Annotated in this window: 23 protein-coding genes, 1 tRNA gene and 1 pseudogene; 9 read left to right on the top strand and 16 right to left on the bottom strand. The window is 64.6% G+C overall.

The window, feature by feature from the left end; genetic code table 11:
• Positions 1–36: 36 nt before the first annotated feature.
• Positions 37–1,344, bottom strand: coding sequence for an ABC transporter substrate-binding protein (locus ACOQPI_RS12870; RefSeq protein ID WP_420620027.1), 1,308 nt, complete (start codon positions 1,342–1,344; stop codon positions 37–39).
• Between the two features lie 286 nt (positions 1,345–1,630).
• Between ACOQPI_RS12870 and ACOQPI_RS12865 the strand changes: the two genes are divergently transcribed.
• Complete coding sequence (locus ACOQPI_RS12865; protein ID WP_420620026.1) at positions 1,631–3,247, top strand: thiamine pyrophosphate-dependent enzyme; 1,617 nt, start codon at positions 1,631–1,633, stop codon at positions 3,245–3,247.
• 95 nt (positions 3,248–3,342) lie between these two features.
• On the opposite strand, the gene ACOQPI_RS12860 is transcribed toward ACOQPI_RS12865, so the two are convergent.
• Positions 3,343–3,699, bottom strand: a complete 357-nt coding sequence (locus tag ACOQPI_RS12860; RefSeq protein ID WP_420620025.1) for a type II toxin-antitoxin system PemK/MazF family toxin — start codon at positions 3,697–3,699, stop codon at positions 3,343–3,345.
• Positions 3,689–3,853, bottom strand: coding sequence for a hypothetical protein (locus ACOQPI_RS12855; RefSeq protein WP_420620024.1), 165 nt, complete (start codon positions 3,851–3,853; stop codon positions 3,689–3,691). The genes ACOQPI_RS12860 and ACOQPI_RS12855 overlap by 11 nt, the downstream gene beginning before the upstream one ends.
• 168 nt (positions 3,854–4,021) lie before the next feature.
• Between ACOQPI_RS12855 and ACOQPI_RS12850 the strand changes: the two genes are divergently transcribed.
• Positions 4,022–5,209 (top strand): hypothetical protein, encoded by a 1,188-nt coding sequence (locus ACOQPI_RS12850; RefSeq protein ID WP_420620023.1) that lies wholly within the window; start codon positions 4,022–4,024, stop codon positions 5,207–5,209.
• A 72-nt stretch (positions 5,210–5,281) separates the two neighbouring features.
• Here the strand turns inward: ACOQPI_RS12850 and ACOQPI_RS12845 are convergent.
• From ACOQPI_RS12845 to ACOQPI_RS12830, 4 genes are all read right to left on the bottom strand, one after another.
• Positions 5,282–5,369: transfer RNA gene (locus tag ACOQPI_RS12845), tRNA-Leu, on the bottom strand.
• A 137-nt stretch (positions 5,370–5,506) separates the two neighbouring features.
• Entirely contained in the window at positions 5,507–7,690 is a 2,184-nt protein-coding gene (katG, locus tag ACOQPI_RS12840; RefSeq protein ID WP_420620022.1) for a catalase/peroxidase HPI, read from the bottom strand.
• A gap of 43 nt (positions 7,691–7,733) precedes the next feature.
• The gene (locus ACOQPI_RS12835; RefSeq protein ID WP_420620021.1) at positions 7,734–8,183 is read right to left on the bottom strand and encodes a Fur family transcriptional regulator; all 450 of its coding nucleotides are present in this window, start codon (positions 8,181–8,183) and stop codon (positions 7,734–7,736) included.
• Between the two features lie 55 nt (positions 8,184–8,238).
• Positions 8,239–9,111 (bottom strand): metallophosphoesterase family protein, encoded by an 873-nt coding sequence (locus ACOQPI_RS12830; RefSeq protein ID WP_420620020.1) that lies wholly within the window; start codon positions 9,109–9,111, stop codon positions 8,239–8,241.
• 135 nt (positions 9,112–9,246) lie between these two features.
• Between ACOQPI_RS12830 and ACOQPI_RS12825 the strand changes: the two genes are divergently transcribed.
• Both ACOQPI_RS12825 and ACOQPI_RS12820 read left to right on the top strand, forming a co-directional pair.
• Entirely contained in the window at positions 9,247–9,444 is a 198-nt protein-coding gene (locus ACOQPI_RS12825) for a cold-shock protein (RefSeq protein WP_420620019.1), read from the top strand.
• Positions 9,445–9,495: 51 nt separating this feature from the next.
• A complete protein-coding gene (locus ACOQPI_RS12820; RefSeq protein ID WP_420620018.1) occupies positions 9,496–11,166 on the top strand; it encodes an AMP-binding protein in 1,671 nt (556 codons plus the stop codon).
• A 28-nt stretch (positions 11,167–11,194) separates the two neighbouring features.
• On the opposite strand, the gene ACOQPI_RS12815 is transcribed toward ACOQPI_RS12820, so the two are convergent.
• Positions 11,195–12,301: an acyl-CoA dehydrogenase family protein gene (locus ACOQPI_RS12815; RefSeq protein ID WP_420620017.1), complete on the bottom strand. Its 1,107-nt coding sequence runs from the start codon at positions 12,299–12,301 to the stop codon at positions 11,195–11,197.
• A gap of 21 nt (positions 12,302–12,322) precedes the next feature.
• Positions 12,323–12,556, bottom strand: coding sequence for a preprotein translocase subunit SecG (gene secG, locus ACOQPI_RS12810; RefSeq protein ID WP_419851202.1), 234 nt, complete (start codon positions 12,554–12,556; stop codon positions 12,323–12,325).
• A 61-nt stretch (positions 12,557–12,617) separates the two neighbouring features.
• Here secG and ACOQPI_RS12805 point away from each other — a divergent pair, with 61 nt between their 5' ends.
• The 3 genes from ACOQPI_RS12805 to ACOQPI_RS12795 all read left to right on the top strand — a co-directional run bounded on the left by ACOQPI_RS12805 (position 12,618) and on the right by ACOQPI_RS12795 (position 16,873).
• Positions 12,618–13,646 (top strand): M23 family metallopeptidase, encoded by a 1,029-nt coding sequence (locus tag ACOQPI_RS12805; protein ID WP_420620016.1) that lies wholly within the window; start codon positions 12,618–12,620, stop codon positions 13,644–13,646.
• A 33-nt stretch (positions 13,647–13,679) separates the two neighbouring features.
• A complete protein-coding gene (locus ACOQPI_RS12800; protein WP_420620015.1) occupies positions 13,680–14,894 on the top strand; it encodes a cytochrome P450 in 1,215 nt (404 codons plus the stop codon).
• 80 nt (positions 14,895–14,974) lie between these two features.
• Complete coding sequence (locus ACOQPI_RS12795) at positions 14,975–16,873, top strand: flavin-containing monooxygenase (RefSeq protein WP_420620014.1); 1,899 nt, start codon at positions 14,975–14,977, stop codon at positions 16,871–16,873.
• 59 nt (positions 16,874–16,932) lie between these two features.
• Here ACOQPI_RS12795 and tpiA read toward each other — a convergent pair whose 3' ends face one another.
• The 4 genes from tpiA to ACOQPI_RS12775 all read right to left on the bottom strand — a co-directional run bounded on the left by tpiA (position 16,933) and on the right by ACOQPI_RS12775 (position 20,729).
• The gene (tpiA, locus tag ACOQPI_RS12790; protein ID WP_420620013.1) at positions 16,933–17,709 is read right to left on the bottom strand and encodes a triose-phosphate isomerase; all 777 of its coding nucleotides are present in this window, start codon (positions 17,707–17,709) and stop codon (positions 16,933–16,935) included.
• The gene (locus tag ACOQPI_RS12785; RefSeq protein ID WP_420620012.1) at positions 17,702–18,832 is read right to left on the bottom strand and encodes a phosphoglycerate kinase; all 1,131 of its coding nucleotides are present in this window, start codon (positions 18,830–18,832) and stop codon (positions 17,702–17,704) included. Before ACOQPI_RS12785 ends, tpiA begins: the two co-directional genes overlap by 8 nt.
• Positions 18,833–18,840: 8 nt before the next feature.
• Entirely contained in the window at positions 18,841–19,851 is a 1,011-nt protein-coding gene (gene gap / locus ACOQPI_RS12780; protein WP_420620011.1) for a type I glyceraldehyde-3-phosphate dehydrogenase, read from the bottom strand.
• Between the two features lie 101 nt (positions 19,852–19,952).
• Positions 19,953–20,729 carry an SDR family NAD(P)-dependent oxidoreductase gene (locus ACOQPI_RS12775; protein WP_420620010.1) on the bottom strand — a complete coding sequence of 259 codons (777 nt, stop codon included), beginning with the start codon at positions 20,727–20,729 and terminating at the stop codon, positions 19,953–19,955.
• Between the two features lie 256 nt (positions 20,730–20,985).
• Between ACOQPI_RS12775 and ACOQPI_RS12770 the strand changes: the two are divergent.
• Both ACOQPI_RS12770 and ACOQPI_RS12765 read left to right on the top strand, forming a co-directional pair.
• Positions 20,986–21,138: pseudogene (locus ACOQPI_RS12770) on the top strand (VapC toxin family PIN domain ribonuclease); the annotation flags it as partial.
• A gap of 21 nt (positions 21,139–21,159) precedes the next feature.
• On the top strand, positions 21,160–22,662 hold the full coding sequence (locus ACOQPI_RS12765) for a class I adenylate-forming enzyme family protein (RefSeq protein WP_420620009.1): 1,503 nt from the start codon (positions 21,160–21,162) through the stop codon (positions 22,660–22,662).
• A gap of 26 nt (positions 22,663–22,688) precedes the next feature.
• Here ACOQPI_RS12765 and ACOQPI_RS12760 read toward each other — a convergent pair whose 3' ends face one another.
• Genes ACOQPI_RS12760 through ACOQPI_RS12750 form a run of 3 tightly spaced genes read right to left on the bottom strand, consistent with a single transcriptional unit; the run spans position 22,689 to position 26,661 of the window.
• Positions 22,689–23,021 carry an AtuA-related protein gene (locus ACOQPI_RS12760; RefSeq protein WP_420620008.1) on the bottom strand — a complete coding sequence of 111 codons (333 nt, stop codon included), beginning with the start codon at positions 23,019–23,021 and terminating at the stop codon, positions 22,689–22,691.
• Positions 23,018–24,346 (bottom strand): acyclic terpene utilization AtuA family protein, encoded by a 1,329-nt coding sequence (locus ACOQPI_RS12755; protein WP_420620007.1) that lies wholly within the window; start codon positions 24,344–24,346, stop codon positions 23,018–23,020. The genes ACOQPI_RS12760 and ACOQPI_RS12755 overlap by 4 nt, the downstream gene beginning before the upstream one ends.
• Positions 24,343–26,661 carry a xanthine dehydrogenase family protein molybdopterin-binding subunit gene (locus ACOQPI_RS12750; RefSeq protein WP_420620006.1) on the bottom strand — a complete coding sequence of 773 codons (2,319 nt, stop codon included), beginning with the start codon at positions 26,659–26,661 and terminating at the stop codon, positions 24,343–24,345. Before ACOQPI_RS12750 ends, ACOQPI_RS12755 begins: the two co-directional genes overlap by 4 nt.
• Position 26,662 lies beyond the last annotated feature (1 nt).

The raw sequence follows: 26,662 nt of genomic DNA, 5'->3' as shown, positions 1-26,662 counted from the left end.
CAGCGGCCTGATGCGAACGTGGTTTCTTCCCTTCCGCTACCCGGCGAGCACGCCGTCGATAGCGGCACACATCCCAGCGATGGCTTCTTCACCAGTCAGGTTTCCGCGGAACGCATCCTCAGCCACAGGCCACGCGGCTTGCAGTGCTTCGAGGATTTGGGGATGCGGCTGAAGCCCTTGGACACGAGGTACAAGCTCGGATTGCACGGTCTTCATTGCCGGGTTCTCGGCAAACAGGTCGCCGATGATGTCAGTGCGGACAACTTGCAGGTTCACCTGCTCCGCGAATCTTCCAACCTGCGGAGCAGATGCCCAGTGCTTGATGAACTCCCATGCCGCGTCCTTGTTGTTGCTGGCCTCTGCGATGCTCAGGATTCCGAAGTTCCCCATCACCGTGTGGCCCTGCGGCCCGGGGGGCGCAGCCGCGACCGTCCATTCGAAGCCCGGCGGGTTCTCATTCAGCGACACGATGTTCGGCGTCTCATGATGCAAAATCGCCACACGCCCCGCAGCGAACAGGTCGAACAGGCCCTGGTTGTCCAGCGAACCGATTGCTGGGGTGACACCAGCCGTGTGGATGTCGATCAGGAACTGCATGGCGTCGACCACGTCCTGGCCGACCAACCCGCACTCAGTCCAATCGTCGGACAACACGTCGCCGCCTGCATTGTGTATGTAGGGGTACCAATCCCACCAGGCGAAGTCGGCGGCCGAAGTTCGCGCCGCAAAGCCGAACACATCATCGGTTGTCAGCTCCTCGGCCGCGGCAAGCATCGACTCGTAGGAGTCATCCCAGCTGTCAAGCAAACCTGCCTCCTCCAGAAGGGTTTCGTTGATGAAGATGTTGTATACGGCACCGAGCACGGGCACACCCCACGTGCCGCCTTGCTGCTCGGCCAGATCCCAGGCGAAGGGACTGATGTCGGCCCGCTCGTCGGCCCACTCCGGCTCGTTGACCAAGTCCGTCATGTCGTGCAAAACACCTTGCTCTGCAAACGCCGGATAGATCAGATCGACGAGATATTGGACGTCTGGCGGCGAACCGCTGGCAAACAGAGTTGTCAGCTCAGCTACGTGTACCGGCCAGTCATAGGTTGAGAACTCGACGTTGACGTCGGGCGCGACCTGTGCATTGAAATCGGCAATGATCTGCTCGTTGAACTCGACCTCCATCGCCGAATGCGGCCCCTTGATGAAGCCGATCGTTCCAGAGAGCTCTGGCGTCGGGGCGGGTGCCGGGGCATCAGCGGTCCCCTCCTCCGAATCATCCGCCGGCTCAGGCGAGGCGCCGCCCGAACTGTCGTCAGCACCGCCGCTGGCCACCTCCGGGGTTGGATCGGTCACACCACTCGAATCGTCGTCATTGCCGCATCCGGCCGCGACGAGGGCAAGAACGAAGACTGCTGCGAGAATGCGCCAAAGGCGCCCAGGTGAACGCTGACGGTCGCTGTTGCTACTTGGCATAAGAATCCTCCCTCTGTGCGTTTATTGCACTATTTGTGCAACTACCGCAATAGCTACCCTACGGTACGGGACCAGAGATGTCCAGCAAAGCGGATGGAACTGGAAGCGATGTCGCAAAGACGCGCTATGTTGCCGCTGCCACAGGAACGGCAAGGGTGAGGGCACTATGACCGAGCGAATTGAGGCCCAGCCGACACGATCGGGCGGATCGGCGGCTGTGGAGCAGCTTGTGCGTGAAGGCGTCGGGGTGGTGTTCGGTATCCCTGGCGTGCAGCTCATGGGTATCCTCGACTCGTTCCACCGCGGCGCTGACAAGATCCGCTACATCACCGCCCGCCATGAGCAGGCCACGGCCTACATGGCCGACGGTTATGCCCGAGTGAGCGGACAACCGGGCACAACCCTGATAGTGCCTGGCCCCGGCGTGTACAACGCGGGAGCGGGGCTGGCCACGGCGTACGCGGCGTCGTCGCCGGTCTTCCAAATCTCGGGCCAGATCAACCGCGATGCGATCGGTCGCGGCAACAGCCTTCCCCACGAAGTACACGACCAGCTCGACGTAGTCCGGCCGATCACCAAGCACGCCGCGCGAGTCACCGAGGCCGATCAGCTCCCCGCCGCGGTGCGACGGGCCTTTGCGGCGATGACTAGCGGCCGTCCCCGCCCGGCCCACCTCGAGATCCCACCCGAGACGATGGGAGAGCTGACGGCCGCACCAGTGATCGACCCCATCGCCCCCGAGCCTCTGCGGCCCGATCCCGAGTTGCTCGCTCAGGGAGCCCGCTTGCTGGCCAGTGCCGACAGTCCCCTGATCGTGGTGGGCGGCGGTGCCCATGGCGCTGCTCATGTCATCCGCGAGCTGCAACATCACCTCCAGGCAGCGACCATCTCCTCTCGCGAGGGCAAGGGCGTGATCGACGGACACAACTCCGCGGCAATAGGCACGCTGTTCGTCCACCAGCGCCTCGCGCCTGTCATCGCCAATGCTGACGTGGTGCTCGCGGTGGGAACCCGTTTCCAGGGCGTCGGGCTGGCCGACAGCAGCCGACTCATCCACCTAGACGTCGACCCCAACGAAATCGGACGATTCACTAAGCCCGAGGTGGCCCTCGTGGGCGACGCCGAAGCCGGGGCAACCGACCTGCTCGATGCCCTGCGCCAGATCAGCGATCCGAGTCCCGATCGCTCGACCGAGTGGCAGGAAGCTCGCCAGCAGGTCGATACTGCCCACCGAGCCGCCGGTCCGCAGGCCGCGATCGTCAAAGCCCTGAGCGACAGCCTGCCCGACGACGCAATATTGGCCGTCGACGCCACCATGGTGGGCTACATGTGCCACATGTACCTGCCGGTGGCCCGCCCCCGCTCCTACCTCACTTCCTCGTACATGGGCACCCTCGGCTTCGCCATGAACATGTCGCTCGGCGCCAAGCTGGCCGCCCCCGAGCGCCCAGCCGTGTCCATCAGCGGCGACGGCGGCTTCCTGTTCGCCAGCAACGAGCTGGCCACCGCCGTCCAGTACGACATCGGCTCCCTCCACATCGTGGTCAACGACAGCGGCTACGGCAACACCCGCCTCGACCAAGAGCTCAACTACGGCGGAAGGCTCCTCGGCACCGAGTTGCGCAACCCCGATCTGGTGAAATACGCCGAGTCGTTCGGCTGCGCCGCCACCCGCGTAGCCGACGAAGCCGGCCTCCGCTCCGCAGTCCGGGAGATGATCACCGAAAACCGCCCCGCAGTCATCGAGCTGGCCATCGACCCCCTCCCCACCAACGCATTCTGACCATGAGCGTGTTGGCAAAGTTTGCCAACACCTGAGTTGCACACGCCCGCCCTAGCGGCCAACGCAGCAGCCGGCGACCGGTCATAGGCCAGCAATCACAGGTTGAGCGCATTCCGCAGAATCTCGTCTATCGCTTGCAAGTTAACGGGACCGAGCCGACCCAGTCGCTCCACAAAACGATGAGTCGATACCGCCCGGACCTGTTCAACTTGGAACGCAGTGGCCGAAACGAGGCCGGTGTCAACATCGGGTTCAACCAGGACATGCAGCGGCACCGAGCGAATCGTCGAAGTGCCCGGCACCACGATCACCATCTTCAGATTCGGATGGTGCAGCCGGTTGTCAGAGACAATCAGCGCCGGACGTCGGAAGGCCTGCTCGGGATGCTCAGGATCAGCCCCGAAGTCCACCGACCACAGATCACCTCTAGCCAACAGCGGCTCAGTGCTCATCCAGACCGTCTGCTGCGGCAGTATCCAATCGCCTGCTCTCCGCCTGGTAGGCGTCAACTTCCGACGGGGCTAGATCATCGAGCGCATCCCGGACCGACGACCACCATTCGTCGCGGCCCAGTTGATGTACTGCATCGGCTACGACGTCAACCATGGACGTTCCTCGCTGTTCAGCTATCCAGGCGATCTCGTCCCGCAACTCGCTGGGGACCCGCAACGTTGTCGTCTTTGAAGGCGCTATAAAAGTAGACTACCACGGCGGCCCCACAGCACCAGCGGGTTTCAATCAGACGGGGTTGTTCTCCACAAGGAAGGTTCCGACATGTCCCACACCCATGAGGCTTGGATCGACTTCTGTGAGGAGTTGAAGGGGTCGGTCGATTACATCTTCGCCGACGATCAGGTTGCCGAGTCCCCCGTCGACGAAGCCGAAGGAGTTCGCCACGTGGTTAGGTCACTGGTCAAAGCGTGCTTGGCGACGTTCGAGAACGCCGACCCAAACCTCCCGGAGCTCGCCTGGTTCCACCCGTCGAAGATGGGACTCGACAATCCTGATGCGCTCTATCAGTCCGCCCCGATCGACTTGGTCCACGACTACGAGTTCTCCGGCAATATCGGGTCGGTGGCGTACCTCGGTATCGCCTTGATGAGCATGAAGTGGGGCACGGGCGAATTCGAGTTCGTGACGAACATCCACGTCTCCGAGCTCGGTGCCGATGAGAACGGCGATTTCACGGTGACGCTGAGCTCACAACCCGACCCGGGGACCACCGGCCATCCGTGGTTCGAGCTCCCGGCCAAGCGCACGTCCCTGCTTGTGCGCCAGTTTTTCTCGGACTGGGAGAGCGAGTCGCTGGCAGCCCTCTCGCTGCGATGCCTCTCCGAAGATCCGCCGGCATCTCGGATCACCCCTGAGCTACTGGTCTCCAAACTGCGCTCCGTATCCGCCGAGGTGAACCGTGTTCCCCCGTTCTGGAACCGCTACTACCGGGAGCACATCGCCCGGGGGGAGGTCAACTCGTTCGAACACATCGAACCGACCCCACCTGAGGTCGTCGGATCATTGGGCGGCGCCACCGATCAGGCGTATGCCGAGTGCTGGTACGACATTTCCCCAGGCCAAGCGCTCCTCATCGAGGTCGAGATCCCCGAGTGCGTCTACTGGAATGTGCAACTCGGTGACATCTGGGGACAGTCGACCGACTGGGTCAACCGGCAATCGAGCCTCAATGCGGGACAAGCGGTGCTCGACAACGGCATCCTCCGCGTAGCCGTGTGCGAGACCGACCCCGGCTACAACAACTGGCTCGATCTCGGCGGCTGCACGCAGGGCCAGATCCTGTTCCGTTGGAATCAAGCCAGCGTGATCCCCAAACCCGTCGCCCGGCTGCTCGCAATCGACGATCTCCCTGCCGCGATGCCCAGTTCCGAGGCCGTGCTGACCGCCGACGCACGATCGGCCGCCCTCGCCCAACGACGCCGAGCCGCCCTCGCCCGCTTTCGCCGATAACAGCGTCAGCCTCAAGGTCTAACGCCAACCAAGCCGCAACATCCGTCTGATTCAGATAGCAACTCGTGGCCCTGGTGTCGGAGGGGGGACTTGAACCCCCACGCCCGTATTGGGCACTAGCCCCTCAAGCTAGCGCGTCTGCCAATTCCGCCACTCCGACGTGGACGCCGGGCAACCGGCGCAGAGGGCACTCTATCGCGCTGGATACCAAGGGCTCTATGAGATTGCCAGCCAGCTTACGGAGCTGCCGGCCAGCGGGAGAGGGGGATCCCGCTGGCCGGCTGGCCGTTACTGGGCTCAGGTCAGGTCGAACCGATCCAGGTTCATGACCTTGGCCCAGGCTGAGGCGAAATCGCCGACGAACTTCTCCTCGCCGTCGTCGCATCCGTACACCTCGGCGATGGCCCGGAGCTGCGAGTTGGAGCCGAACACCAGGTCGGCCGCGGTGGCCGTCCAGCGGAGCTCGCCGGTGGCGCAGTTCCGGCCCTCATAGACGCCGGGCTGGTCGATTGAGGCCTGCCACTCGGTGTCCATGGTGAGGAGGTTGGTGAAGAAGTCGTTGGAGAGGGTGCCCGGCCGGTCGGTGAGCACACCGTGCTGGGATTGGCCGGCGTTGGCGTTGAGCGCCCGCATCCCGCCCACCAGCACCGTCATCTCCGGGGCGGTCAGGTTGAGCAAGAATGCCTTGTCCACCAGCAGCTCCTCGGCGGGCCGCTTGTGGAAGTCGGCCAGGTAGTTGCGGAAGCCGTCGGCGGTGGGCTCGAGCACGGCGAAGCTCTCCACGTCGGTCTGCTCGGCGGTGGCGTCGGTGCGCCCCGGCGAGAACGGAACCGCCACGTCGTGACCGGCGTCGCGGGCCGCCTGCTCCACGGCGGCACACCCGCCCAACACGATCACATCGGCCAGCGAGACCTGCTTGCCGCCTTGCGCGTTGAAGTCGGCCTGCACCTGCTCAAGGGCAGCCACCACCTCGGCTGTGCCGGACTGGACGTTGACGTCCCACCCGTTTTGCGGTGCGAGCCGAATGCGGGCCCCATTGGCACCGCCTCGCATGTCGGTGCCCCGGAACGTCGAGGCCGATGCCCAGGCGGTGGACACCAGCTGGGACACCGACAGCCCCGAGCCAAGGACCCGGGCCTTGAGGTCGGCGATCTCATCGGCACCGATGGGCTCGCCCTGGGGGGCGGGCACCGGGTCCTGCCAGATCAGCTCCTCGTCGGGAACCTCGGGTCCGAGATAGCGGGCCACCGGGCCCATGTCGCGGTGGATGAGCTTGAACCAAGCCCGAGCGAAGGCGTCGGCCAGTTCGTCGGGGTTCTCATGGAAGCGGCGGGAGATCGGCTCGTAGATGGGGTCGAACCTCAGCGCCAGGTCGGTCGTCAGCATCATTGGCGCAACCCGCTTTCCGGGATCATGTGCATCGGGCACCGTGTCATCGGCCGACCGGTCAGTGGGGCGCCACTGGTGAGCGCCGGCGGGGCTCTGGGTCAGTTCCCACTCGTAGCCGAACAGGTTGTCGAAGAAGCCGTTGTCCCAGGTGGCTGGGTCGTTGGTCCATGCGCCCTCCAGGCCGCTGGTGATGGCGTCACCGCCCGCGCCAGTGCCGTAGGTGTTCTTCCAGCCCAAACCCTGCTCTTCGAGGCTGGCGCCCTCGGGGTCAGCCCCGACATAGGTGTCGGGGGCCGCGCCGTGGGCCTTGCCGAAAGTGTGGCCGCCGGCGATCAGCGCCACGGTCTCCTCGTCGTCCATGGCCATGCGGCCGAACGTCTCCCGGATGTCGATCCCCGCGGCGATCGGGTCGGGGTTGGCATTGGGACCCTCGGGATTGACGTAGATGAGGCCCATCTGCACCGCACCCAGCGGGGTCTCCAGCTCGCGTTCGCCTGAGTAGCGCTCATCGCCCAGCCACTCGTTCTCCGAGCCCCAGTAGACATCCTCTTCAGGAGCCCAGATGTCGGGACGGCCGCCGCCGAAGCCGAATGTCTTGAAGCCCATCGACTCCAGCGCCACGTTGCCGGCCAGAATCAACAGATCGGCCCACGACAGCTTGCGGCCATACTTCTGCTTGACGGGCCACAGCAGACGGCGGGCCTTGTCCAGGCTGGCGTTGTCGGGCCAGCTGTTCAGCGGGGCGAACCGCTGCGCCCCGGTGCCTCCCCCGCCGCGGCCGTCGCCAATCCGATAGGTGCCGGCGGCGTGCCAGGTGAGGCGGATCATCAACGGGCCGTAATGGCCATAGTCGGCGGGCCACCATTCTTTGGAATCGACCAGCACATCGGCGATGTCCTGTTTCACTGCCGCCAGATCGAGGGACTCGAACTCGATGGCGTAGTCGAAGTCGCCTCCCATCGGATCGGCTTCAGGAGAGTGCTGGTGCAGGATCTTGAGGTTCAGCTGCTCGGGCCACCACTGCTCGGTGGCCGAGGTTCCCTTGGCGGTATTGGCCCCAGAAAACGGGCACTGGTTCGCACTTTCTGTCATTGGACTCTCCTTTGAGTTTGAGTTGTGTGGATTGTTGGTTGGTTCATTGGGCCGCTGGCTCCTTGTCAGCGGTAAAGCACTCGGGGCAGCGGCCCCAGTAGATGACCTCGGCCTCGTCGATCTCGTACCCGGAGTCGTCGGCCGCGGTAAGGCAAGGGGTGTAGCCCACGGCGCAGTCGACGTCGACCATTCGATTGCAGGAGCGGCAGATCAGGTGGTGGTGGTTGTCGCCTACCCGGTCCTCGTAGCGAGCGGGCGACCCGGCGGGCTGGATCCGGCGGATCAGGCCCTTCTCGGCCAGCATCCCCAACGAGTCGTAAACCGCTTGGCGAGAGATAGCGCCAATCTCGTTGTGGACCGCCTCGGCCACCTCCTCAACGGTACCGTGAGGACAGGCCGAAACGGCACGGATCACAGCAATCCGCTGAGCGGTCACCTGCAAGCCGTGCTGCCGCAACAGATCGGCTGGAACGGGAGTGTTGCTGGATCCCATGCGGACACTCTAGCAAGAACTCTAGACTAAATCAAGAATTCTATTTCATCTATTTTCAGAATATGTCTGCGGCCTGCTCAGCCTTCATCTCCTCATAGCTGATCTCGCCGCGGAGCATGCGCTGAGCAAGTATGGGGAGTTGGCTCCTCGGCCACCGGTCTTCCCCGACGAGGTGTGCCTCGCTCGTGATCGAGCCGTCTTCGCCAAATTGATAAGTGCGGTATCCAGGCGGGAGAGTGGTGTTCTCTCTCATGTCCAAGTTGACCGAGAGCGACGGGCACTGGTAGATGGGGCGTCCCGCACACTCCAAGATCGTGTTGGTGTGGGTGTGACCAGCTCCTACCCCGCGGATGGTGGGGGCCTTGCCGATCAGCCGAGCGAATTCGGCATCATGAGCTTCGCTCTTGAAGAAGCCGACAACCCCTGGTGGGTGATGAGTCCAAACGAAAGCGTGGTCGGCATCACTCCGACCGACGGTCTCACCCATCCACACAACCTCGGGGTCTCCGAAGCGACCGTGCTGCATGGTCCGATCCTCGGTGTCTACCAGAGAGCCATCTGGGCGACGCTCTCGCCCGTCGGCATTGGAGTCCGCGAAAAGGAACAGCCAGTTTTCGATACGCATCGTTCGCCCGTTGCTCAAACCCGGCCGCGGCAAAATGGCATCGAAGGGCACCTGTCGGTCGTGATTTCCCGGGCAAACGACAGCGGGAACCGGGATACGGGCGAAGTGCTCGGCAATCTTCATGTACTCGACTTCAGTGCCGTCGTTGGCAATGTCACCGGTGATCACCACCAGATCGGGAAGTGGCCGAGCCTCGTCGAACGCATCGGCGAACACCGCGTCCCAGGTGTCATCGGTATTGCGCGACTCCCCGTCCGGCTCGGTGCTGAAGTGGGTGTCTGAGAACTGGGTAACGCGAAACACCTCATGAGTCTTCCAAATTCAGCGCCGCGAGAGAATTCGCGCAAAGTTGGTCTGGCTTAGTACTTCCGGCCTAGCGCCGCCTTACAGTCTTGGACTAGTAGGTCACGAGATCGACTCCAACGAGAGCATGAGGACATGCAAGGAACTGTCAAGTTTTTTAACAATGAGAAGGGCTACGGCTTTATCTCGCGAGACGGCGGCGATGACGTCTTCGTCCATTATTCGAACATCGCCGGTGAGGGTCACAGATCCCTCAACGAAGGCCAAACAGTCGAGTTCGACGTTGCCCCAGGCCGCAAGGGCGAGGAAGCGCAAAACGTGCGAGTCATCTGAACAATTCACGCGGTGACCTCGCCGTAGAACCTCCTTGCCGGGGCACGTCTCATGACTCAGTATTACGACGAGTACTCGCCTACCTATCCAGATCGGGCGTCGTGGAGCTCTCCCCGGGTGCTTCGGGACCGCGCTGCTCGGCATCCGGACCGCACCTATCTCGACGTGCCGTGGTCCGGCGAGTCTTACACGTTCGCTGAAACCCTCGATCTGGCCGAGCGTGTCGGCTCGGGAATGCTGGCTGCTGGGGCCCAGCCGGGCGACCGGGTCCTGATCATGATCCCGAACTGCTCCGCGTACATTCTCGCGTGGCTGGGGTCGTCGGTCGCCGGCCTCGTGGAGGTACCGATCAATACGGCCTATCGAGGATCGTTCTTGGCCCATCAGGTTCGCACTACAGAGCCGGTGCTAGCCGTTATCGCGCCCGAGTTCGTGGAGCGCATCGTCGACGTTCCCGACGCGGTGACGTCCATCCGCCACTACTTCGTCGTCGGAGATGACGCTGCGGTTGCCGCCGGTATCTCCCAACTGGAAGCCGCCGGCTATGAGGCCAGCCAGTGGGCCTCGCTTCTTACCGCCGCACGAGCCGAGTTGCCCGATGTGGAGGCTCGCGACCTCGCGTCGGTCTTCTTCACCTCGGGCACCACCGGGCTCTCAAAGGGCGTCATGATGCCGCACGCCCACATGTACCTGTTCGCAGACGAGTGCGTGTCGTTGACCCGGCTGACGGAAGCCGACACCTATATGTCGGTGGGCCCGCTGTTCCACGGGAACTCGCAGTTCCTGGCGGCCTACCCGGCCCTGATCGCCGGTGCCCGCTACGTGTTGCACGAGCGCTTCAGCGCTTCGGAATGGATCGACCAGATCCGAGCAGCAAACGCCACGGTGACCAACTTCGTCGGCGTGATGATGGACTTCGTCTGGCAGCAGGAGCCCCGGCCCGACGATGCCGACAACCACCTGCGCTGCATCTTCGCGGCGCCCACGGCTACTTCCATCCTCGACCAGTTCAAGGAGCGCTTCGGCATCGAGGCCTTTGTGGAGGTATTCGGCCTCACCGAGACCTGTATGCCGATCCTCACGCCCTATGGCGTCGACCGCCCACCGGGCGCCGCCGGGCTTCTCAACGCCGACTGGTTCGACATCCGATTGGTGGACTCCGACACTGACGAAGAGGTGCCGGTCGGCGAAGTGGGCGAGCTCATCGTCAGGGGCCGCTATCCCTGGACCACCTGCCAGGGGTATTTCGGCATGCCCGACAAGACCACCGAAGCCTTCAGAAACCTGTGGTTCCACACCGGCGACGGGCTCCGCCGCGACGCCGACGGCTGGTACTACTTCGTGGATCGCCTGAAGGACGCAATCCGGCGGCGGGGCGAGAACATCTCGTCGTACGAGGTTGAACAGGGCCTGGTTTCCCATCCAGCCCTTGCCGAGGTCGCCGCCATCGGCGTCCCCGCCGACCAGGAGGCCGGAGAAGACGAGGTGATGGTCTTCTTGGTACCCGAGCCGGGCGCCGAGATCTGCGCCGAAGAGGTCTGGGCTTACGCCGACAAGCAGCTACCGGCATTCGCGGTGCCCCGCTATCTCCGCGTGATCGACGAGTTGCCGAAGACGCCGTCGGAAAAGGTCCGCAAGATGGTGCTGCGCGAGCAGGGAGTGGACGCCGAAACCCACGACCGCGGCCCCCAGCCTCGCCGGAGAAGAGATCCAAAGGGCTGATACGGAATCTCAGTCGGTCATAAAGAAGTCACCGGGGCTCTCGGGACAACCCCAACACCCGTTCGCCCAGGATATTGCGCATAACGTTGGAGGTGCCGCCAGCGATGGTGTACGAGGGGGCGTAGCAGATCGCCTTTGCCCACTGGTTGTCGAGCAGGGCCGATGGGCCAAGGGCGGTAGCGGCAAACTGGGCCACTCGCTGCTCGTGCTCGGTGCAGAATGCCTTGGTGGCCGCGCTGAATCCTGCGGGGGCCTGACCCAGCGCCTCCCGATACACCAGCAGGCGGCCCACCCGGTACTCGCTTTCCAGCCGGGCGATCTCCTGGCGGACCCGGGGGTCGTCGTGGTCGGCCTTCGACCTAGCGTGCAGGAACAGCGCCCGGTTGGACACCAGGCGGTCGATCCCTCCTCGCTCGTGGGCCAGTTGCACCATGGTCTGCTTGAAAGCGTCGCCCTCGGCACCAACCAGGTTTTCGGCCGGCACCCGCACGCCGGTGAAGTAGATCTCGCAGAAGTGCCGGTTGGCGATCATGTCGGTGATGGGGCGCACCTCGATGCCGGGGGTGTCCATCGCTACGATGATCTCGCTGACCCCCCGGTGGGGCGGACCATCGTCGCTGGTGCGGCAGATCAGATAGCAGTAGTCGGCCAAGTTGCCGAAGCTGGTCCAGATCTTCTGGCCGTCGATCACGAAGTAGTCGCCGTCGCGGACCGCCCGAGTGCCGATGGAGGCCAGATCGGAGCCGGCGTCGGGCTCGCTCATCCCGATGCACCAAGTGCTCTCCCCCGCCAGCATCTGAGGCAGAAACTCGGCCTTCTGCTGCTTAGAGCCGTAGGCAATGAGCGACGGCCCCATTTGGCGGTCGGCGAACCACATAGCCGCCACCGGCGCGCCAGCACTGATCATCTCCTCGGCCACGATCAACCGCTCGATGGGCGGTCGGGCCCGCCCCCCGTACTCTTTCGGCCATCCCATGCCGATCCAGCCTTCGTCGGCCATAACCCGGGCGAACTCCTTGGAGTAGCCGTTGATCCACGAGTCGTTGTGACGCCCGAATTTGGCCACCCCCTCCGAGGCCACGATCCGCGCCCGGTCGCGCAGTTCCAGCAACTCGGGGCTGAGCGCGAAGTCCAACCGACGGAATGTGGTCAGCTGCTAGCTGGAATCCAGCAGCAGGGCCAGCGCCAGAGTGGAGAAGGAGAAGATCAACGCGGCCACGATGGTGAGCCGGTCGAGATTCTTCTCGATGACGGTCGACCCGGCGGCCTGAGTGCCGAGGCCACCGCCGAACATGTCGGAGAGGCCGCCGCCTCGGCCGCTGTGGAGTAGCACTAGGAACAGCAGTGCCAACGCGGAAAACACGTCGATCACCACAAGCGCAATAGTCACAGCGGCTAATTCTACCCGCTCCACTAGCCCACCGAACACCCGTGTAGTGTGCTGATCTGCAATGAAGAAGATTCGTCACGGACTGAGAGCAATCAGGCGCGGCTTGGCCGTGTCATTCCGCTGGTTGAAGAAGTGGGTCGTCAAGATCCTAGGAAACCTCAAGTCGGGCCGAGTCCTGCTTTCGATTGCAGCCTTGGCGGTGGCCTTCGTGATCGGAATCGTGGTTTCCCAGGCATGGTCATCGGACGGGTCCGACGACACCCCGGCGTCATCTGCTGGCCTATCCGAGGCTGACTCCGAGCCGACTTCCTCCCCTTCAGAATCCGATGACGAATCGTTATCCACCGATCCGCCCACCACCCCGGAAGCAACACCCGCTTCAGACCCGAGCGACGGATCATCGCCCAGCAACCCCCCCGACAACACCGATGCCAACCCCGCACCCACCCCCACCCCGGTTTTCGTGGTGCTGGACCAAGAGCCGCAGACGTATCAAGAAGCGCTGGAAGATGCCGCCCGCTTGTCGCTTGACATTGTCTGGCCCAGCGCCTGCATGTCGCCCCTCCCCCACCCCGACCTGCTTCCCAATGCGCCCCGGACCTATCGCTCGGGAACACACCAGGGGGTTGACTTCCGGTGCTTTGCCCGAGGCCATCCCGCAGTAGCCGCGCTGGACGGGCGGGCAGTGCTGGTGGTGGGCAACTACGAGGACCCGGATTCCGACAAGCGGGATCTCTTGTTGGATGTCGCCGCGCAACTCGACGCCACGCCCCCCTACACCCTGTTGACGCTGTACGGGAACTACGTGGTCATCGACCACGGCGTCATCCCCGATGTCGGCCATGTGGTCACCGTCTACGCCCACCTGGAAAGTGTCGACCCCGACATCCGAGTCGGTGAAGCAGTTCAAGCCGGACAGAGGGTGGGAGAAATCGGAAATCGAGGAACCCACGCGGCCGCTAACGGCGACTTCTACACCGACCCCCATCTGCATTGGGAGTTGCACATCGACAACCAGTATCTGGGCGCTGGCCTATCAGCAGCAGAGACGCGTTACGTCTACACCACCCTGTTCGCCGAGACTTCCTAGCGGTCCGCAGGCAATCCCGGCTAGAAACGTCGCATGAGTTCGATCGACTACAACCCGTTCGACTACGACATCGATATTAGAGCCCATGGTGTTTGGCGGCGGATGCGCGACGAGGCCCCGCTCTACCACAACGACGAGCACAACTTCTGGGCGCTGACCCGCTACGACGATGTGCTCGCCGGACTGCTCGATACCGAGACCTACTCTTCTCGCTACGCCACATCGCTCGACCTCATGGGCGATGAGGAATGGACTGGGCCGCTGTTCATCTTCCGAGACCCACCGGAGCAGACGCTGTTGCGCAAACTGGTGAGCCGGGCCTTCACCCCCAAGGCCATCAACGGCTTGGAAAGCCGGATCGAGTCCATCTGCGACAACTTGCTGGACCCTCTTGAGGGTCTGACTGTTTTCGACTTCGTCGACCGATTCTCCGCGCTCATGCCTCCCACCGTGATCTTGGCCCTGCTGGGATTTCCCGAAGGGCTCGAACAGGACTTGCGGCAATCGATGGACAAAGGGCTGCACATCGAAGGAACAGCCACCGCGGGCAGCAGCCGGGAGCTGGTCGACCAGACCGGAAACCTCTCCCACGAGGTGTACGCCCTGGTTCCCGAGCTGTGCGAGCAGAAGCGGAAGGAGCCGGCCGACGATCTGCTGACCATCTTGGCCACTCACGAGCGAGAGCTGCTGGACGGATCCTCCCGCCCCCTCACCCTGGAGGAGATCACCTCCTACGTTGCCTTGATCGGCGGGGCCGGGGCGGAGACGGTGGCACGCTTCCTGGCCTGGGCGGTGGTACTGCTGGCTGAGCATCCCGATCAGCATGCCGAGCTCCGCGATGACCTCTCGCTGGTCCCCGATGCCCTGGAGGAGATCCTTCGCTACGAGGCCCCTTCCCCGGTGCAAGGACGGCGGGTCATGCAAGACGTGGAGTTGCACGGCCAAGTAGTTCCGGCTGGGGCCAACCTGCTGCTGGTCAACGGCAGCGGCAACCGAGACGAGCGCCACTTCCCCGATGCCGACCGTTTCGACATCCACCGCAACATCGACCGTCACCTGTCGTTCGGCTACGGCGCCCACTTCTGCATCGGCGCCGCGCTGGCCCGCCTGGAAGGCCGCATCGGCCTCGAGCAGATGCTCCGGCGCTACCGCGACTGGGAGGTCGACGACGACCACCTGGAGTGGATCCACACCTCCACCGTTCGGGGCTACAAGTCGGTTCCCCTCTCCGTCGATCCCGCTGCCTGAGCCAGGCAGGCTCGTTTCGGCGAGGTACCGCTAGGACTCAGCACTCCCCCGCCGATTCTGAGAACCTTTAGGGCGTGACTGTGGAATCTTCCCCTGAGACGACCGCGGACTCGGTGAGCCCGGAGTTCATCCGCCGCGCCGTAGAGTTGGCCGATTTGGACGCCGTGCGGGTGGCGCTGTTCCACCACACCGACGATCCGGAGATCAAGGCACTGCCGCGGATGCTGGAGCTGGACGACAATCAACGCGAGCTGCTCATCACCAAGACCACCGCCTGGCTCATGGAGAACGCCGGCCCGGGAATGCCCGAGGAACCGCCGATGCCCCGCCTGCGCCAGCTGATGGATTTCGCCACCAAGGAGGAGATGGGCGACCTGGAGTTCGAGTCTCGGCGCGAGCTGATGGCCTTCAAGCCCTTCCCCTGGACGGTGGACTGGACCGACGGCAAGCCCGAGCTGCCCGAAGGATTCCAGGTGGCGATCATCGGCAGCGGGTTCAGCGGGCTGGCCGCGGGCATCCAGATGGAGCTGCTGGGAATCCCCTATGTGATCCTGGAGCGCCGCTCTGAGCCCGGCGGCACGTGGAGCCGGCACCGCTATCCCGACATCCGGGTGGACACCATCTCGATCACCTACGAGTTCGCCTTCGAGAAGAACTACCCGTGGCCCGAGTACTTCGGAAAGGGTCAATTCGTGCGGGAGTACTTGCTCCACATCTCGCGCAAGTACGGCATGTACGACAACACCCGATTCGACCACGATCTGAAACGGGCCACCTACGACGAGAGCCGCGATGTCTGGGTGCTCGAGGCCGGCACTCCCGACGGCATCGAGACCATCGAGGCCAACGTGGTGATCAACGCGGTCGGCGCCTTCGCCAACCAGAGAACCCCCAATTTCGAGGGCTTCGAGGACTTCCCCGGTCGGACCATCCACCCATCGCAATGGCCTGAGGACTACGACTACCGCGGCGAGCGGATCGCTGTGGTCGGCAACGGCTCGACCGGGGTGCAACTGCTTTCCCCCATCGCCGAAGAGGCCGAGCAGGTGTACGTCTTCCAGCGCTCCAAGCAGTGGATCAGCCCTCGGCCCAAGTACGGCGAGCCCATCGAGCCGGAAGTGCGCTGGCTGCTCGACAATTTCCCGGGCTACTGGAACTGGTGGCGCTATATGGCCATCGCCGCGCTGTTCAAGACCCACGACCAGCTCGTTCCCGACGAGGAGTGGCAGGCCCAAGGAGGCTATTGGAACGAGGTGAACGACCAGCTTCGCTCCTTCCTCACCAACTACATCCACGAGCAGACCGACAACGACCCCGACCTCGTCGACCGGCTGATCCCCGACTACGCGCCCTTCTCCCGGCGCCCAGTGGTGGACAACGGCTGGTATCGGGCCCTCACTCGCGACAACGTGGAGCTGATCACCGATCCGATCGTCCGGTTCACCCCTGAGGGCATCGAGACCGAGGATGGGACCGTCCACGAGGTGGACACCGTCATCACCGCCATCGGCTTCGAGATCGTCCAGTTCCTGTACCCGGCCGACTACATAGGCCGTGACGGGCTCAACGTGCACGACTTCTGGTCCAAGGACGGCCCCCGGGCCTACATAAGCATGATGGTGCCGAAATTCCCCAACATGTTCATGCTCTACGGCCCCAACTCCCAACCCCTGTCGGGCGGCACGGGCCTTCCTATCTGGTATCAGGTGTGGTCGGGCTACGCCGGCCAATTGATCGTGCGGATGCTCGAAGAGGGCAAGTCCAGCGTGGAGGTCACCATGGACGCCTACGAGCGCTACAACGAGGCCCTGGACAAGGAGGCCTCCGAGCTCCTGTTGATGCACGACATTGGGTCACCGGACAACAATTACTACGTCAACTCGGAACACAACCGGCTTCAGATGAGCGCCCCCTGGTACGGCCCCGAGTACCACCGCCTCTGCACCGAGGTGGAGTGGGACGATCTAGAGATCACCTGACCACCCCAAAGACTCGGCCCGCTGGGCCTAGCCTCGACTGGCGAGGATCCCGCTTCTGCCTATTGAAGCCGGAAGCGGACGATGCGGGAGAAGCTTTCGGCTTCTAGGGAGGCGCCACCGACCAGGGCGCCGTCGATGTCGGGCTGGGCCATGAGCTCGGCGACGTTGACGGGTTTGACCGAGCCGCCGTACTGGATGCGGACTCCGTTGGCGGCGTCGGCACCGAAGTTGGCCCGTACCCGATCCCGAATGAGGGCGCAGCCTCCTTGGGCATCGGCGGGGGTGGCGGTGTGGCCGGTGCCGATGGCCCACACGGGCTCGTAAGCGATCACCATGGCCCCTACTTGGTCCCGCTTCAAACCGGTCAAACCAGCGTCCACCTGGGTGGTGATCCGGGCCTCGGTCTGGTCGGCTTCCCGTTCTTCCAGAGTCTCCCCGCAGCACATGATCGGGGTCATCCCCGCCGCCAGAATGGCCTTGAGGCGCCGGTTCACGTTCTCGTCGGTCTCGCCGAAGAGCTGGCGGCGTTCGGAGTGGCCGGCAATCACGTAGCTCACCGCCAGCTTGGCCAGCATGGCGGGCGACACTTCTCCGGTGAACGCCCCGCTCTCCTCCCAGTGGCAGTGCTGGGCCCCCAAGGCGATGGGGATGTTGTCGGCGTCGAGCACGGTCTGGGCCGACCGCAGGTTGGTGAACGGCGGGTGGATGGACACGTCGGCCGACTTGTAGTCGGCACTGTCGAGGGCATACGAGAGCTTCTGGATGAGCTGGATGGCCTCCAGATGGTTCATGTGCATCTTCCAGTTGCCGCTGATCAGCGGCTTGCGTTCAGCCATCGTGTCCCTCCTCGGGAGTCCCAACTGATTCTCTCAGTGCTCTCAAGCCGGGCAGGTCGCCCTGCTCGATCAATTCCAACGACGCCCCGCCCCCGGTGGACACGTGGTCCATCTCTCGATCCAAGCCGAATTGGCGGACCGCGGCCGCGCTGTCCCCCCCGCCCACCACGGTGAACGCCCGGCTCTCGGCCAGCGCTTGGGCCACCACTTTCGTGCCCGCTGCGAACCTCGGGTCTTCGAACAGCCCCATGGGGCCGTTCCACAGTACGGTGCCGGCCTCGGCGATGAGGTCGCTGAACTCAGCCGCGGTGCCGGGGCCGATGTCCAGTCCCTTCCATTCTGGGTGCAAATCCACTCCGGCCTGCACCACCCGCTCCCCTGGCGCCAGCGCAGTGATATCGGAGGGGAGCCGGATCGGTGCGCCCGAACCCAGCAGACGGCCACAGGCCTCAATCTGGTCGGGCTGAAGCAGCGAGTCGCCCACGCTGTGGCCCAGGGCGGCCAGGAACGTGAAACACATGCCGCCGCCGATCACCACCTCGTCGGCGGTCTCCAACAGGGCGTCGATCACCCCCAGCTTGTCGCTCACCTTGGCCCCGCCCAACACGGCGAGAAATGGCCGCTTGGGCTTGGCCCGCAGCCCCAATAGCACCTCGGCTTCTTTGGCCAGCAGGCGGCCCGCTGCGCTGGGCACATGGCGGGGCGGCCCCACGATCGACGCGTGTGCTCTATGGGAAGCCCCGAAGGCGTCGTTCACGTAGCCGTGGCAGCCCTCCACCAACCGCTGCACGAAATCATCGTCATCGCCGGTCTCGCCCGGGTCGAAGCGCAGGTTCTCCAGCAGTTCGACTCCGGGGGCCAGCTCCCCCAGCCGGGCCCTTACCGGGGTCAGGGAATATCGGGGATCGGGGCTGCCGTCGGGTCGGCCCAAGTGGCTGCACGCCACCACCGCGGCCCCCTGGCCGGTTAGCCAGCGGATGGTGGGCAGCGCGGCCTTGATGCGGAAGTCATCGGCAATGTGGCCATCAGCGTCAAGCGGCACATTGAAGTCGGCCCGCAGCAGTATCCGGCGGCCGTCCAGGCCGCCGAGGGTCTCGCCCAGCGTTTCGAGTGTGGGAAGCACTCCGGCGCTCAGCGGCCCGCCGCGCCCACGATGGAGACGATGTCCACCAACCGGTTGGAGTAGCCCCACTCGTTGTCATACCAGCCGGACACCTTGACCAGATTTCCCAGGGCCATGGTCAGACCGGAGTCAAGCGTGCAGGAGGCGGGCGAGCCGACGATGTCGGCCGACACCAGCGGGGCTTCGCTGTAGTCCAGCACCCCCGCCAGCGGCCCTTCAGCCGCCGCGGCGGCGAAGGCGGCGTTGACGTCGTCGGCCGAGGGCTCACCCTGCACCACGGCGGTGAAATCGGTGAGGGAGCCGTTGGGGATCGGCACCCGCAGCGCGATGCCGTCGAGCAGGCCGTTCATGGCTTGGAGCACCAGCCCAGTGGCCCGGGCAGCTCCGGTGGATGTGGGCACGATGTTCACCGCGGCGGCTCGGGCCCGACGCAGGTCGGAATGGGGGCCGTCCACCAAGGCCTGGTCGCCGGTGTAGGCGTGGACGGTGGTCATCAGGCCCCGCTCCACCCCGAAGGCATCGTCGAGCACCTTGACCATGGGCACGAAGCAGTTGGTGGTGCAGGAGGCGTTGGACACAACCAAGTGGTTGTCGGGGTCGAAGTCGCCGTCGTTCACCCCCACCACGAAAGTGGCGTCGGCCCCCGACGCCGGCGCCGACACGATGACCCTCGGAGCCCCAGCTTCAAGGTGGGCCGCCGCCTTGTCCCGAGCGGTGAAGAACCCGGTGGACTCCACCACTACGTCCACGCCCAAGTCGCCCCAGGGCAGATCGGCCGGATTGCGCTCCGACAGCACTTGCAGGGTGCTCCCGCCGATCTCGAGTGCGCCGTCCACCACAGCCACCGGGTCGGAGAACCGGCCCATCACCGAGTCGTACTGCAACAGATGGGCCATGGTCTCCAGGCTGCCCAAGTCGTTTACGGCCACGAATTCCAGGTCGGCGCCAGCCTGCCGGGCTGCTCTGAAGAAGTTCCGCCCGATGCGGCCGAACCCGTTGATTCCCACGCGAATGCTCATGCGGCTGAGACTAACGGCCCACCCGCCGAATTCTGATGATGGGGACGAACGAAATCAGCCATATTTCCCTCAGCCCAGGCCTGTCGCTCAAACGCGTGATTTCAGCGCACGTTCCCCTGTCCGCCATCGACGGGGATGAGCTGGCCGGTGATGAACCGGGACCCATCCGAGGCCAGAAACACCATCACCGGCCCGAGATCCCGATCCGGGTCGCCGTAGTCTTGGCCCAGCGCGATGCTGTGGATGTTCCGCCAGAACTTCTCGGTGCGCTCCTCATCGGTTGCCCGATCCCAGGATGCTTGGAACATAGGAGTTCTGATGGCCGGTAGAACGGCGTTGACCCGAACGCCGTCGGCCCCCCAGGCTCCGGCCGCAGTGCGCGTCCAGGCATGTACTGCTCCCTTGGAAGCCGAGTAGGCCGCCGCTCCCGGCTCAGCCCGCTGGCCGGAAATCGACCCGAAATTGACGATGGCACCTCCCCCGCCAACCTTGAGCCGCTGGTACGCCGCCTGATTAGTCAGCACCGTGCCCCGCACATTCACTGTGAACATCCGGTCCCACTCACCGATAGTCACGTCTTCCGCGGCGGAAGCTGCATGAATGGCAGCCGGGTGCGCCAGCGCATCTAGCCCTCCTAAAAGGCTGTCTGCCTCGGCAAACGCCGCATCCACCCGCTCTTCATCGGCAACGTCAACCGACACGTACACGACTTCGCCAGGCCCATCTGCCCCCGCCTCGGCGCAAACCGCCCGCCCCGCGTCATCGGCAAGGTCCATCCCCACTACCCGAGCCCCCGCCTTCACATAAGCCCGCACCGTCGCCGCCCCCATCCCACTCGCACACCCCGTGACAATGATCCTCTTGCCATGCAATTCCACGCTCTGACTCCTTCCCGATCCAATTGCATAGCAAAATCCGGGTACGTATGAGTTCATCCAGGCCAGGAGGTTGAGGGTGTCGCGCGGGGTGCTACGGTGGAGATGTGGGGGGTGAGATCAGTTTCATTTCCGCTGAAGTTGCTGTTGAGCTTTTCTGGACTGCCCCCAGTGTTGACTACTGGGATCTCCGGGCCGACCTCGACGCCGTTGCCCACCAAAATCCATCTCCTCGTGCCTGAGACGCCCAGACCAACCCGCTGTCCTCAGCGCTGAGCGGAAACCCCGCGGGGCAAGGGCAGTCGATCTGATGATCGCCGCGACCGCCCTCGCCGCCAACTTGCCCCTCTACACTCGCAACCCCAATGACTTTGCAGGCTTGAATGAGATTGTCGACATCGTGCCCGTCTGATGGCAACCTGAATCTTGCATAATGCGGATCGTTGACCTGCTGGAGAGGGATGCGGCGCTCTACCCCGAGCGCACTGCGGTAGCGGTTGCCGGAGGGCCATCTGCTTCCTTCAAGGAGCTGCACGACCGAGTTCGCCGGCTGGCTGGCGGTCTGGAGGCCGCGGGGGTGGGGACTGGCGACCGGGTGGCGCTCATGGCCGACAACGGGCTGGTCTTTTTCGACGTCTATCTGGCGGTGGCCTACCTGGGAGCGGCGGCAGTGCCGCTCAACACCCAGCTCACCGATCCCGAATTGTCCTTCATCCTGTCTAACGCCGAGCCCATCCTCACCGTGGCAACCAGCCAGTACGTCGAACGATTGAAGGCCATCGGCGCCAATGACCCAGTGATCGACGCCGACGGCGATTCTTACGCAAGCCTGCTGGCTTCGGAGCCCTTCGCCGATTTGGACCGCTCTACCGAACACGACACCGCGCTGATCATCTACACCAGCGGGACCACTGGACAGCCGAAGGGGGTGTGCCTCACCCAACGGGGCTTGGCCTTCAACGGCCTGACCATGGCTCTGGTGCAGCGGTTCCGGCCCGATGATGTGTTCCTGTCGACCACGCCGCTGTACCACGCGGCCACCGGCACCCGGGTGTGCTCCATGCTGGCCGACGGCCAGACCCACGTAGTGCTGCGCTCCTTCTCGCCCGAGTCGTTCTTTGCTGCGGTGGCTGAGCACCGGGTGACCATCTCGATTTTGGTCCCCGCGCAGCTGCGCCGCCTCCTCGACCACCCGGGCTTTGACGAGGCCGACCTATCCAGCCTTCGCCTCATCGTCTACGGCGCCGCCCCCACCGCCGGGCCGCTCATCAAACAGGCCTATGAGCGCTTTGGGTGCGGGCTTTACCAGGGCTACGGCATCTCCGAGTGCGTCACCAACCTCACCGGGCTGCTCCCCGAAGACCACGACCTTGCCATGGCCGGACGCCCCGAGCTGCTCGACTCGTGCGGCCGCGTCGTGCCCGGGGTCCGAATCGAGATCCACGACGACAACGGTGCCCCGGTTGCTCCCGGAGAGGTGGGCGAGATCTGGGTGAAGACCGAAAAGGTGATGGCCGGCTACTGGCGCAATCCCGACCTAACTGCCGAGGCCCTTGTAGGCGGATGGTTCCGCACCGGCGACCTGGGGCGCATGGATGGCGACGGCTACCTCTACATCGTCGGCCGCTCCAAGGACATGCTCATCAGTGGCGGTGTCAACATCTACCCCAGCGAGATCGAGGCCGTGCTCTACGACCACCCAGCAGTTGCCGAGGCAGCGGTGGTCGGGCGCCCCGACCCCGAGTGGGGCGAGCGCCCGGTGGCCTTCGTCGAGCTCCGACCCGAAGAGTCGCTCGACGGACTAGCGGATTGGTGCCGCCAGCGCCTGGCCAAGATCAAGGTCCCCGACGAATTCATCGCCGTCGACAGCTTCCCCCGCACCGTCACCGGCAAAATCCGCAAAGTAGAACTCCGAGAGCACCTCGCCGCCGACTGACCGGACAAGCCGGCCAGCCGGGGCTTCTACCCGAGGCGGGGTTTGATCTCTTCGTCAGCGTCGATGTCGATTTCTAGGATTAGGGATTGATAGGACTTGCCGTGGGGGTCGGTTCGGAGGCTCATGGACACTCCCCCGCCGAGCGCCTCGGTCATCACGAAGTTCAGGCCCTTGGTGCCGGGCAGTTCGTAGCGGGTGATCTCGCCATTGACCAGGCTGCCGAATATGTCCCGCACTTTCTCCACGGTCAGCTCGCGCCGCAGCACGTCCCAGTTGTCGTCGTTGTACACGAACACGCACAGGTTCACGATGTCGCCCTTGTCGCCGGAGCGGCTGTAGGCGAATTCCCGCAGCTTCATGCCTCGATGACCTCGGTGATCAGCTTCACATCCTCACGGGGCAACAGCGCCGGGGTGACCCCGATGGCCGGCGCCATCTGGGTGGTGACCCCGCCACCCCCGGCCGGTCCCATCCACAGGAATTGCCCCTCGAAAGCCACCGCGTCTGCCGTCTCCCGATCATCGCAGCGGGCTGCGATGCGAAGCCGCACCTCAGCCGGGTCGCCACCGGGAAGCTGGCCGTCGAACAGGGCGCTCATACCGTGGAGGTCGTAGCGGAGCTCGTCGATGCCCGGCTGGTAGGGCTCCAGGCGCTTGGCCACCACCTCCGCGGCCAGCTGGGCCCGCTCCACGCAGCCCGCGCCGCCGTAGGAGATCTCGGTCACCACCTTCCACCCCTGGTCCACCCCCACCAGCACCTTGAGAGTGTCAGGGCGGGGGCGGCCCGAGGCACCGCCGACCCGCACCCGGTTTGGACCCACTTCCTCCACCCACACATGGGAGAAGTCCGCGGTGCTGTCGGGCGTGAGATAGGCCGCCGGGTCGTGGATTTCGTAGGCCAACTGCGTCTTCATGGTGCCGATGTCCACCGCCCCACCGGTGCCCTCCAGCTTGGTGATGATCAGCTCGTCCTCGCTCACCTGGGCCAGGGGAAAGCCGAGGTGGACGATGTCGTCCAGCACCCGGTAGGGCGGATCCACGTAATTCCCGCCGGTGGCGTGGGTGCCGCACTCCAGAAGATGGGCCACCAGGGTTGCGGTGCCCATCTTCTCCCAGTCGTACAGCGCCCAGCCCATTTCATAGGCGATCGGCCCCACGTAGAGCGACGGATCAGCGATACGGCCGCCGAGGATGAACTGTGCGCCCTCGTCTAGGAGCTCCACTATGGGATCGGCGCCGATGTAGGCGTTGGCCGATACCACTTGGGCGGCGATGGCCTGGGCGGTCACCCCCATTTCGGGCAGCTCTAGATCTTGGTCGAGCACATGGTCGAGCACATCGTCGCCGTGGATCACCCCGACCCTCACGCCGGTGACGCCGTTGAGCTTCAGCCCCCGAAGCACGTCGTCGGCCGCGGCGGCAGGATTGGCCGCGCCGAAGTTGCCCACCATCTTTCCGCCGCGACGCAGAAAGCCGGTGAAGCGGCGCATGAGCTCGGGGATTCGCTGATCGTGGCCCGCGGTCTCGTCATCAAGGCGGCGCACTTGGGCCAGCGCCATGGTCCGCTCGGCCAGGCAGTCGAAGCCCATGTAATCCACCAGGCCGCTGTCGGCCAGCTCCTGAGCCCAGTCCAGCCGATCGGTGGAATAGGCCGACCCGCTGCCGATGGAGATGCTCCTGCTCATTGCTGAGCTCTTTGGATGAGCTCGAACACTTCGCGTGGCCCAAGGGGGAATGTGTCCACCTGCACGCCGAGCGGGGCCAGAGCGTCGGCCACGGCATTGGCCACCGCCGCGGGGGCGCCGATGGTGCCCCCCTCCCCCATTCCCTTGAATCCGCCCTCGGTGTTCGACAGAGTCTCGATGTGGCCGCACTCGATGGGCGGCAGCTCGGGGGCGCTGGGTATGAGGTAGTCCATGAAGGTGGATGCCAGCGGGGTGCCCTGGTCGTCGTAGGCCATGTTCTCCCACAGTACGCCGCCGATGCCCTGCACTACGCCGCCGGCTATCTGGCCGTCCACCACCATGGGGTTGATCATGCGGCCGCAGTCCTCGCTGACCACGAAGCGCTCCAGGGACACCAGGCCGGTCTCGATGTCCACCTCGCAGATGCAGATGTGGGTGGCATTGGAAAACGTGAACACATTGGGCGGCTGATACCGGTTGCTGGCTTCGAGCCCCGGTTCCATGCCCGGAGGGAGTTGGTCGGTGCTGCGGTAGGCGATCCCGGCAATCTCGCCCAGCGTGATGTTTCGGGCAGGGGTGCCGGCCACCGAGGCCACCCCATCGCTCACCTCGATGTCGGCTGCGGCGGCCTCCAGGAGGTGGGCGGCAATCTCCGCCACCTTGTCGTGCAGTTCGCGGGCCGCGCCGATGGCCGCCCCGCCCCCGATGACCGCCGATCGGCTGCCGCCGGTGCCGGCCCCAAAAGGGGTGGCGGCGGTATCGCCCTGCACGAACTCGATGTCGTCCAGCGCGCAACCCAGATGCTCGGCCACCAGTTGGGCCATGGTGGTGGCCAGGCTCTGCCCGTGGTCGCCGCTGCCCATGAAGACTCGCACGATGCCGCTGGGGTCGATCCGGATGGTCACCTGCTCGGTGGCCAACGATGCCCACGCCATGCCCGAGGGCTCCACATAAGAGCTGATGCCCAAACCGAGGTAACGGCCCTGGGCCCGGGCTTCCTGCTGGCGCTGGCGGAACCCGTCGTAGTCCACCATCTGGGCGGCCTGGTCCAGGCACTCCTGCAACGACACGTTCTCATACACCATGCCGGTGGCGGTGGTGTAGGGAAGCTCGTCGGCGGTAACCGTGTTGCGGCGCCGCAGCTCCAATGGGTCGATACCCAGCTCGCGGGCCACATGGTCGATCATCTGCTCTCGGGCGGTGGTCTCGCTCAGCCACGGCCCTCGATAGGCCGCCCGCCCTACGGTGTTGGTGTAGGCCGACCGGCTGGCAAACCCGTAGAGCGGAACGCGGTACGGGCCGGGGAAGAACCGGGCCAGGTTGCCCGATGCGCTGCTGTGCCCGCCCACCGCATAGGCACCGACATCCTCTACATGGCGCACCCGGCACCCCAGGATCCGGGCATCGGCGTCCAGCGCCATCGACACGTCTAGCACCTCGGCTCGAGCCTGGTTGGCCGCGATCAGGTTCTCGCTGCGGTCCTCGATCCACTTGATCGGCCGGCACAGATGCCGGCTGGCCAGCACGATGCAATCCTCGTCCCGAGTGACCATCATCTTCTGGCCGAACCCGCCTCCGATATCGCCCATACGCACCTGAACCTGGTGATGGGCCACCCCGAGCAGGTTGGCAAAGTGAACGTGGTACTCATGGGGATTTTGCGACGACACCCAGGCTTCGAGGGTGTCGGCAAACGGCGTCCAGCTGGCGATGATGCCGCGGGGTTCCATCGGCGCGTTGGTGGCGCGCGACTGGGTGAACCTGCGGGTCACCACATGGGCGGCCGATTCGAACACCCCATCGAGCTCCGGCGGGTCGGTAGGCGGCATCGACTGGGCCTCGTTGGAATCGCGTTCGGGGTGGACCAAATCAACGTTGTTCTCCAAGGCGACCTGAGCTCCGATCACTGGCGTCTGCGTCTCTATGTCCACCTCAACCAGTTCAGCGGCATCCCAAGCGGCATAAGGGGTGTCGGCCACAACCATGGCGACAGGCTCGCCCACATAGCGGACGTCACCTTCAGCCAGGGCCCGCAGGGGCGGGTAGGGCACCTGGTCGCCGATCAGGGCCGCGAACATCGGGCCGGCCCGCGGATTCAACTCCGCCGCGGTCAGTACATCCACTACCCCAGGGTGGGCCTTGGCCGCTTCGGTGCCTATGCCTCGAACCAGCCCCCGGGCCACGCTGCTGCGCACGAACCGGGCATGCAGCATGCCCGGCACCTCCATGTTGGCGATGTAGGTACCCCTACCGGCGGTGAGCCGCCGGTCCTCCTTGCGAAGAACCCGCTGTCCGATAAACCTTCCGGCACTCACT

This window comes from Candidatus Poriferisocius sp. (assembly GCF_965219815.1).
Lineage (GTDB): Bacteria > Actinomycetota > Acidimicrobiia > Acidimicrobiales > Bin134 > Poriferisocius.
Note: the sequence above shows the minus strand (reverse complement) of the source record. Positions and strands in the feature narration are given on the sequence as shown.